Source organism: Rhodoluna sp., from assembly GCF_044232805.1.
GTDB lineage: Bacteria > Actinomycetota > Actinomycetes > Actinomycetales > Microbacteriaceae > Rhodoluna.
On sequence record NZ_JBIILG010000047.1, the window covers coordinates 1 to 7,889 of the forward strand.

Below are 7,889 nucleotides of genomic sequence, written 5' to 3' on the forward strand. Positions count from 1 at the left end.
ATTCTCTGGCGACATTACTGCCACAACCGCAGAAGGGGTAGAAACCTCTTGGGTTGAATCAGATCATGCACTCTTTGGCTCTGCTGGTACTCCAGAAGACCGAGTATCTGCGGCTGGCTGGGAGGCTGCGAAAGCTGCCTATTTGATTTCTGTTCCGGCCAACACCTCTCCTGAGCCCTCTTCAATTGAAATAAAGTCGCTGGTCTCAGACCCATCCGCACTGCATGTTATTGTTCACGCCGCCAAAGGCTCACTGGCAACAGTGGTTTTGGAGCACCGCGGGGATGCAGTTTTGTCAGAAAACATTGAAATCATCGTTGATGATGAAGCAAGCCTGACCTTGGTAAGCATTCAAGAGTGGGACGCGAGCTCGATTCACTCCTCAGCTCAGTTTGCCAAGCTTGGAAGAAACTCTAAGTTCAAGCACGTAGTTGTTTCTCTTGGTGGGTCTGTCGTTCGAGTTACTCCGTCGGCGTACTTTGATGCGCCGGGGGGAGACGTAGCCCTGTTTGGTCTCTACTTTGCAGACGCTGGACAGTACCTGGAAAACAGAATCTTCGTGGACCACTCTCAGCCAAACTGCAAGTCCAGGGTCACATACAAAGGTGCCCTTCAGGGACAAAAAGCTCACACAGTTTGGGTCGGCGATGTTCTCATTCGCGCAGCCGCAGAGGGCACAGACACATATGAGCTCAACCGAAACTTACTGTTGACTGATGGCGCCAGAGCAGACTCGGTTCCAAACCTCGAGATTGAAACCGGTCAGATCCAAGGTGCGGGGCACGCAAGCGCAAGCGGAAGATTCGACGACGAGCAACTGTTCTATCTACAAGCGCGTGGCATCGACGAACTTGAAGCAAGACGCCTGGTAGTTCGCGGTTTCCTAATGGAGATTGTGCAGCAAATTGGTATCTCGGCATTAGAAGACAGGCTTGCGCAGGCTATAGAAGATGAGCTCGAAGGTAGCGTGAAGTAATGGCAATTAGGATCTGCAACGTAGAGGACATCAAGCCAGGGAAAGCACTTCGCGTGAAAATCGGGGATGAAGCAATCGCTCTCGTCCACACCAAAGACGGTCGGTTCAAGGCTCTTGGCGATAAATGCTCACACGGAGAGATTTCTCTTAGCGAAGGCTTTGTAGATAACGACACTATTGAGTGTTGGGCTCATGGAGCGAAGTTCTCGTTGGACACGGGTGTTCCGCTTTCTCTTCCGGCATATGAGCCAGTTGCTACTTACGAGGTAATCGTTGAAAACGGCGAAGTATTTATTGAAATCGACAAGGACAGTGAGTAGAAAATGGCAAAGCTAGAGATAAAGAACCTGCATGTATCAGTTGATACTGACCAGGGAACAAAAGAGATTCTCAGGGGAGTGGACCTTGTTATCAATAGCGGTGAGACCCACGCTGTGATGGGGCCGAATGGATCCGGTAAGTCAACTCTGGCTTACTCCATCGCCGGACACCCAAAGTATAAAGTCACCAAGGGTGAGATTTTGCTTGACGGCGAGAATGTTCTGGACATGTCAGTTGATGAGCGCGCAAGGGCTGGACTGTTTCTTGCGATGCAGTACCCAGTTGAGATTCCTGGTGTTAGCGTTTCAAACTTCCTAAGAACCGCCAAGACAGCCGTTGATGGTAAAGCACCAGCACTTCGTAGCTGGATTCAAGATGTCCGAGTTGCTATGGAGAATTTGAAGATGGATTCAGCTTTCACTGAGCGAAACGTGAACGAGGGTTTCTCCGGTGGAGAAAAGAAGCGTCATGAAATTCTTCAGATGGAACTTCTAAAGCCAAAGTTCGCTGTTCTGGATGAGACCGATTCAGGTTTAGACGTCGACGCCCTACGCGTTGTTGCAGAAGGTGTAAACAGGATCAAGGACTCAAATGACATCGGGGTTTTGTTGATTACTCACTACACGCGGATTTTGAAGTACATCAAGCCAGATTTCGTGCACGTTTTTGTGGCTGGTCAGATCGCCGAACAAGGCGGAGCCGAGCTTGCTGAAAGACTCGAAGCCGAGGGTTACGACAGGTACGTGAACGCCTAAATGCCAAGAGAGCTAGAGGCAAGTCTTTATGACAAGGTCGAGGAAGCATTAAAGGAAGTTATCGATCCCGAAATCGGGGTGAACATCGTTGACCTTGGGCTGATTTATGGCCTTGAGATGGCTGATGAGGATGAGTCGCTACTAATTAACATGACTCTTACCTCTGCTGGTTGCCCATTGACGGATGTTCTGGAAGAGCAAACCGCTGAGGCGTTGGATGGTGTGGTTGAGGCCTTTAGGATCAACTGGGTCTGGATGCCTCCTTGGGGTCCAGAGAAGATTACCGATGATGGTCGCGAGCAAATGCGGGCTATCGGATTTTCTATTTAGGCTTTCTTACCTAAATACTTCCATGCCAGTGGCAAAAGTGCTGCCGCAAGGATCATCTTGAGAACATCCCCGACGATAAAAGGCGCAAGTCCTGCGGCAGTAACAGCAGCCAAGTCATTAGGGGCCCCTAGGTTTCCAAGAACAAACGCCAGCCACGGAAGACCGAACAGATAAATGATCGAATTGGCAATCGCAAAACTCCCAAGAACACCTGCAACAGATTTGTGCCAACCTCTTTCAGATAAGTAACCCACTGCGGCAGCCGCGGCGACAAAGCCAACGAGGTAGCCGAAAGTTGGACCAAAGCTCAAGCTTGTCGCAGCCGAGAAAACCGGCATACCGGCTGCACCCATAGAAAAGTAGACGATGAGGGAAATCGCACCCCTGGTTGCACCAAGTACAGAACCAACAAGCAAGACAGCAAGCGTTTGAGCGGTCATTGGAACCGGCCACATCGGTATTACGAGCTGCGCGGCATACGCTGTGAAGACAGCGCCGGAAAGGATCAAAGCAACATTAGTAAGCGCCGTGCGTGGAACAACACGATCGATAAGAGCGGCTTGGCTTGAAAGTTGCATAGTCATGGGATTCTCGATTCTGCCCTAGGGGTGTAATGACGATTGTAGACTATTGCTTTTGTGAGCAAATGAAAGGTTTATTGATTGCTCAGCGTCAAAGACCTAGACATTACAATCGGTGCCCGAACTCTAATGAGCGAGGTCTCGTTTCGCGTAGCCGCTGGGGACAAAATTGGGCTAGTTGGCCGAAACGGAGCGGGAAAGACAACCCTTACCAAGATTCTGGCAGGTAATGGCCAGCCGTCCAAGGGAGTGATTGAGCGCCAGGGCGAAATCGGATACCTTCCCCAAGATCCCCGATCGGGTGACCCTGAAGAGTTGGCTCGCGACCGGATACTAAACGCCCGTGGTCTTGGCACATTTTTGAAGCAAATGTCGGAGGCCACCGAAATTATGGCTTCGGGAAATGGCGTTGATTCAGAAAAGGCAATGAATAAATACAGCAAGGTTGAGGAGCGCTTTCAGGCTGCCGGAGGCTATGCCGCGGAAGCGGCTGCGTCAGCAATAGCTAGCAACCTTGGCATTGAAGAGCGCATTTTGTCTCAGGCGCTTAAGACCCTTTCTGGTGGCCAAAGACGACGTATAGAACTGGCAAGGATATTGTTTTCTGATGCGCAAACAATGTTGCTGGATGAGCCAACAAACCATCTAGATGCGGATTCGGTGGTGTGGCTTCGTGACTTCCTTCGTGGTTATCAGGGAGGGCTGATAGTTATAAGCCACGATGTCGAACTAGTTGAAACCACAGTCAATAGGGTTTTCTATTTGGATGCCAACCGCCAGAAGATTGATTTATACAACATGGGTTGGCGTGCATATCAAAAGCAGCGTGAAGCCGATGAAGAAAGGCGAAAGCGAGAACGAGCAAATGCCGAGAAGAAGGCAGCTTCACTAAATTTGCAGGCAGCCAAGTTTGGAGCCAAGGCAACAAAGGCTGTTGCGGCTCAGCAGATGCAACGACGTGCTCAAAGGCTACTTAGCGAGTTGGACGATGTTGGTCAAGTTGATCGGGTTGCCAAGATTCGTTTTCCAGACCCTGCACCTTGCGGCAAAACTCCTCTGATGGCTCATGGACTCTCAAAAAGCTATGGCTCACTAGAAATATTTGCCGCTGTAGATCTTGCGATCGATAGAGGCTCAAAAGTAGTCATCATCGGTTTAAATGGTGCGGGGAAAACAACTCTGCTTCGAATCCTCGCAGGAGTAGACAAGGCGGACACCGGTGTCATCGAGCCTGGTCATGGTCTAAAGATTGGTTACTACGCGCAGGAGCACGAGACACTCGATGTGGCCAAAACCGTCTTGGAGAACATGCAGGCAGCAGCACCCCATTTAGGCGACGTTGAAGCGCGCAAAGTTCTGGGTTCGTTTCTTTTCACTGGGGACGATGTGAGCAAGAAAGCTGGAGTTCTAAGCGGCGGAGAGAAAACTAGATTAGCTCTTGCCTCGTTGGTGGTTTCATCTGCGAACGTGTTACTGCTAGATGAGCCGACGAATAACTTGGACCCGGCAAGCCGCAAAGAGATTCTAGGTGCCTTAGCTAGCTTTACTGGTGCTGTTGTTTTGGTCTCCCACGACGAAGGAGCAGTTCTCGCACTAAACCCAGAACGTGTTTTGATTTTGCCGGATGGAACTGAAGATCATTGGTCCGATCAGTATGCTGATCTAATTTCACTCAGCTAACTGTTTCGATCCAGAATCTCATCCTCAACACTGGAGTCGGCGCTGAGCTTACGCCTCGCCGATCTAGGAACAAAGTTTGCATCCAATTCCATCCTGCGAAATTCTTTCTCTTGTCTAATTGCCCAAAAAAGCGCAAAGAAACCCATAACGGCGAAGATGATCCATTGGACCGCGTAGCTAAGGTGATTTCCCTCGTCTAACAGGGGACGACTAAGCGGTTGCGGGTACGATGACTCTGCAGGAGATTCTGAAACTAAGCGTAGATAAAAGCTTTCTTCTAACTCGAGGGACAGAATTTGTCGAACCTCCGGCAAGTTGATGCTGGTTACCTGTCCAATTGGTGAATCTCTATTTGGAATTTCCTCACCTAGTCGTACTCTTGCAATCAATGTCTTCTCAGTTTCGGCAGGCAAGAAGGACTGCGATGGATCTAGATTGGAATCAGCCGCTATCCAACCACGTTCTATAACAACGCGCTCTCCGGATCGAAGCTCAAATGGAACCAGCTGGACAAAACCGGGTTGTCCCGCGATAGCTCTATTTCGAACCAATAAAGAATCTTCAATGAGATATCTTCCAGATAGCTCAACATTTCGCCACTCGTTAGCCATGATCGAGGCGCTGTCTAACGAAGAAAGGTCCTCGAATGGAACAGGATTCAGATCATAGTTTGCGGCAACTCTTTCAATCTTGGATACCGCTTCTGACCTTCTCTCAATTTGCCAGCTCGCTAGTGCCACACAAGCAAGCGCAAAAGTACTTGCAACCAAGAACCAGCCGGTCCAACGTATCCAAGGCCTCACTACTGGCTTCACCTAAAAGTCACCTTCTTTTAGCAAAAATGACCGATCGGTTAGAAAGCTTCTAAGGTACTCCAAGTGTTCTTTACAGGAGAGCCAGGTTTTGGATTTGCCTTCTTTATGAATGCTTGGATTGGCCCAAATCAAGGAAGTTGTAGCAGCTTGTGTGCAGCCAGCTCGAGAACACTGCTCCTTTATTGGGTCGAGATTAAAAATCGACATCTAAATCTTTGTCGTTGGCTGGGTGTTGGGGGAAGCGTCGACTATTTTGATAATTTGCGTAACCCTAGAAATTTCACCTGACTTAGGGCCTTGCGCGTTGGCCAGCACTACTGCAAAGTAGGGGAGGAAAATAGCTCCAGCAAAGGCTAGCCACATCAGCCAGCCCTCGACAAGTATGGCCGCAACTATGCACACCACTCGAATGGTCATCGCGACGGTGTATTTGAGCATGCGAGAGCGGCGCTCGTCGTCAGGGGACTCGCTAACGGTTGTAATGCTCTGTGCTCTAGCCAACGCTACTTCCGGGTAGATAGGTTCAATACAAGGGTAAGGCTAGAATTGCCATAGTCCAAACCTGCCACAAGACCATTCGTGAGGAAAGAGATTCCAATGACCCAACCGCGAGTTGTGTTCATAACCGGTGGCAACAGAGGTATTGGATACGCGATCGCTCAGGAGTTTATCGAGCAAGGCCACAAAGTCGCTGTTACCGTTCGCTCGGGAACTGGTCCCGAGGGTTCGCTCTCTCTTAAGGCAGACGTAACGGACTCAACCTCCCTAGATGCTGCAATTGCTAAAGCTGAGCAGGAACTTGGACCAATTGAGGTCCTGGTTGCCAACGCCGGCATCACCAAGGACACACTCATGCTTCGCATGAGCGATGAAGACTTCGAAGAAGTGGTAAATGTAAATCTCAACGGAGTTTTTCGAGTAGTGAAAAGAGCAACTAAATCAATGATTAAGCAAAGATTTGGTCGCGTCATCCTGGTAGGAAGCGTTGTTGCCTTATTGGGTTCGCCTGGTCAGGTCAATTACTCAGCCGCGAAGGCAGCTCTTGTAGGGATGGCTAGATCAATCACCAGAGAACTCGGTGGGCGTGGAATAACCGCAAATGTGATTGCACCTGGTTTTATCGACACAGACATGACTTCTGAATTGGATCCAGAACAGCAAAAACAGTATCTCGAGAGAATTCCAGCAGGTAGATTTGCCGCCCCTTCGGAGGTGGCTAAAGTAGTGTGCTGGCTAGCAAGTGATGAAGCTGCTTACATATCAGGTGCTGTTATCCCAGTTGATGGCGGTTTAGGAATGGGGCACTAGATTTACTTGTTGGATACTTATCAAAGAGATCAAGTTGAAGGAGAGCAATCATGGGAATTCTAGACGGCAAGAAAATACTTGTTACCGGAGTTCTCACCGAAGCTTCGATTGCCTTTTCCGTTGCGCGTCTTGCCCAACAAGAGGGGGCAGAGGTTATTCTGTCTTCGTTCGGTCGCATGCTTCCAATCACCACCAAAATTGCAGAACGGCTGCCAAAGCCAGCTCCAGTTATTGAACTCGATGCCACAAACGAGTCGGACCTTAAGGAACTGTCAGGGCGCATTTCCGCTCACTTTGACTCAATCGATGGAATCGTTCACGCCATCGCCTTTGCACCGCAAACAGCGTTGGGTGGAAACTTCTTGGAGACGCAATGGCCAGATGTTTCAACTGCAGTAGAGGTTTCTGCTTACTCCCTGAAGTCAATCACCATTGCAGCAAAGCCTGTTCTAAAAAATCCTTCTTCGATCGTTGGCTTAACTTTTGATGCGCGTATTTCCTGGCCAGTTTATGACTGGATGGGTGTTGCTAAAGCTGCATTCGAAGCTACCTCTAGATATCTTGCAAGGTATCTAGGCAAGGATGGCATCCGCGTTAACTTGATTTCCGCTGGACCGCTTCGAACTACTGCTGCAAAAGGCATTCCGGGATTTGCAACCATGGAAGAGCTTTGGACTGATCGTGCACCACTTGGTTGGGACCTTACAAACACCGAAGCGGCAGCAAGGGGAGTAATTGCACTTCTTTCGGACTGGTTCCCGGCGACAACCGGTGAAATGATTCATGTCGATGGTGGTCTGCACTCAACTGGAGCGTAGTTCAAGTTCCGCAATAACTGGCGCTAGAGAATTCCCCTCGATAATCAAATCGGCATGAGGCCGCAAGACATCTTTTGGTCTAAAGGCCACCGCGAACCCTGAGGCCTTCAGCATTGCTACATCATTTGCACCATCACCAATTGCGACCGTGTCAGCGAAATCGAATCCATTTGCTTCAGCCCAATGCAACATTGTTCTTGCCTTCGTATCGGAGTCCACAATCTCGCCAGATATCTTTCCAGTCATCACACCATCAACAACTTCGAGATTGTTTGCCAAGAAAAGGTCCAGGCCAAGCTCCTTAG

Annotated in this window: 11 protein-coding genes; 7 read left to right on the forward strand and 4 right to left on the reverse strand. The window is 49.5% G+C overall.

Annotated features, from left to right (window positions below):
* The 4 genes from sufD to AC9UES_RS05875 all read left to right on the forward strand — a co-directional run.
* The coding region (sufD, locus tag AC9UES_RS05860) for a Fe-S cluster assembly protein SufD (protein WP_509527562.1) at positions 1 to 976 on the forward strand (976 nt) is incomplete at its 5' end.
* Positions 976 to 1,296 (forward strand): non-heme iron oxygenase ferredoxin subunit, encoded by a 321-nt coding sequence (locus AC9UES_RS05865; RefSeq protein WP_509527564.1) that lies wholly within the window; start codon positions 976 to 978, stop codon positions 1,294 to 1,296. The genes sufD and AC9UES_RS05865, both read left to right, overlap by 1 nt.
* Before the next feature lie 3 nt (positions 1,297 to 1,299).
* On the forward strand, positions 1,300 to 2,052 hold the full coding sequence (gene sufC, locus AC9UES_RS05870; RefSeq protein WP_509527566.1) for a Fe-S cluster assembly ATPase SufC: 753 nt from the start codon (positions 1,300 to 1,302) through the stop codon (positions 2,050 to 2,052).
* Positions 2,053 to 2,382, forward strand: a complete 330-nt coding sequence (locus AC9UES_RS05875; protein WP_509524291.1) for a metal-sulfur cluster assembly factor — start codon at positions 2,053 to 2,055, stop codon at positions 2,380 to 2,382.
* On the opposite strand, the gene AC9UES_RS05880 is transcribed toward AC9UES_RS05875, so the two are convergent.
* Positions 2,379 to 2,966, reverse strand: a complete 588-nt coding sequence (locus tag AC9UES_RS05880; RefSeq protein ID WP_509527569.1) for a biotin transporter BioY — start codon at positions 2,964 to 2,966, stop codon at positions 2,379 to 2,381. The two genes, AC9UES_RS05875 and AC9UES_RS05880, sit on opposite strands and share 4 nt — an antisense overlap.
* A 78-nt stretch (positions 2,967 to 3,044) precedes the next feature.
* Here AC9UES_RS05880 and AC9UES_RS05885 point away from each other — a divergent pair, with 78 nt between their 5' ends.
* Positions 3,045 to 4,643, forward strand: a complete 1,599-nt coding sequence (locus AC9UES_RS05885; RefSeq protein WP_509527572.1) for an ABC-F family ATP-binding cassette domain-containing protein — start codon at positions 3,045 to 3,047, stop codon at positions 4,641 to 4,643.
* Here the strand turns inward: AC9UES_RS05885 and AC9UES_RS05890 are convergent.
* Positions 4,640 to 5,458, reverse strand: a complete 819-nt coding sequence (locus AC9UES_RS05890; RefSeq protein ID WP_509527574.1) for an SURF1 family cytochrome oxidase biogenesis protein — start codon at positions 5,456 to 5,458, stop codon at positions 4,640 to 4,642. The two genes, AC9UES_RS05885 and AC9UES_RS05890, sit on opposite strands and share 4 nt — an antisense overlap.
* Positions 5,459 to 5,665: 207 nt before the next feature.
* Positions 5,666 to 5,959 (reverse strand): DUF3099 domain-containing protein, encoded by a 294-nt coding sequence (locus tag AC9UES_RS05895; RefSeq protein WP_509527577.1) that lies wholly within the window; start codon positions 5,957 to 5,959, stop codon positions 5,666 to 5,668.
* A gap of 96 nt (positions 5,960 to 6,055) precedes the next feature.
* Between AC9UES_RS05895 and fabG the strand changes: the two genes are divergently transcribed.
* Positions 6,056 to 6,766 carry a 3-oxoacyl-ACP reductase FabG gene (gene fabG / locus AC9UES_RS05900; RefSeq protein ID WP_509527580.1) on the forward strand — a complete coding sequence of 237 codons (711 nt, stop codon included), beginning with the start codon at positions 6,056 to 6,058 and terminating at the stop codon, positions 6,764 to 6,766.
* A gap of 50 nt (positions 6,767 to 6,816) precedes the next feature.
* Positions 6,817 to 7,584, forward strand: a complete 768-nt coding sequence (gene fabI / locus AC9UES_RS05905) for an enoyl-ACP reductase FabI (protein ID WP_509527583.1) — start codon at positions 6,817 to 6,819, stop codon at positions 7,582 to 7,584.
* Here the strand turns inward: fabI and AC9UES_RS05910 are convergent.
* Positions 7,570 to 7,889, reverse strand: a 320-nt coding sequence (locus AC9UES_RS05910) for an HAD family hydrolase (RefSeq protein WP_509527585.1), incomplete at its 5' end; no start/stop codon positions are given. The two genes, fabI and AC9UES_RS05910, sit on opposite strands and share 15 nt — an antisense overlap.

Coding starts and splice junctions, on each gene's coding strand:
- AC9UES_RS05865 (WP_509527564.1), top strand. CDS start 976: ATGGCAATTAGGATCTGCAACGTAGAGGACATCAAGCCAGGGAAAGCA.
- fabI (WP_509527583.1), top strand. CDS start 6,817: ATGGGAATTCTAGACGGCAAGAAAATACTTGTTACCGGAGTTCTCACC.
- fabG (WP_509527580.1), top strand. CDS start 6,056: ATGACCCAACCGCGAGTTGTGTTCATAACCGGTGGCAACAGAGGTATT.
- AC9UES_RS05880 (WP_509527569.1), bottom strand. CDS start 2,966: ATGACTATGCAACTTTCAAGCCAAGCCGCTCTTATCGATCGTGTTGTT.
- AC9UES_RS05875 (WP_509524291.1), top strand. CDS start 2,053: ATGCCAAGAGAGCTAGAGGCAAGTCTTTATGACAAGGTCGAGGAAGCA.
- sufC (WP_509527566.1), top strand. CDS start 1,300: ATGGCAAAGCTAGAGATAAAGAACCTGCATGTATCAGTTGATACTGAC.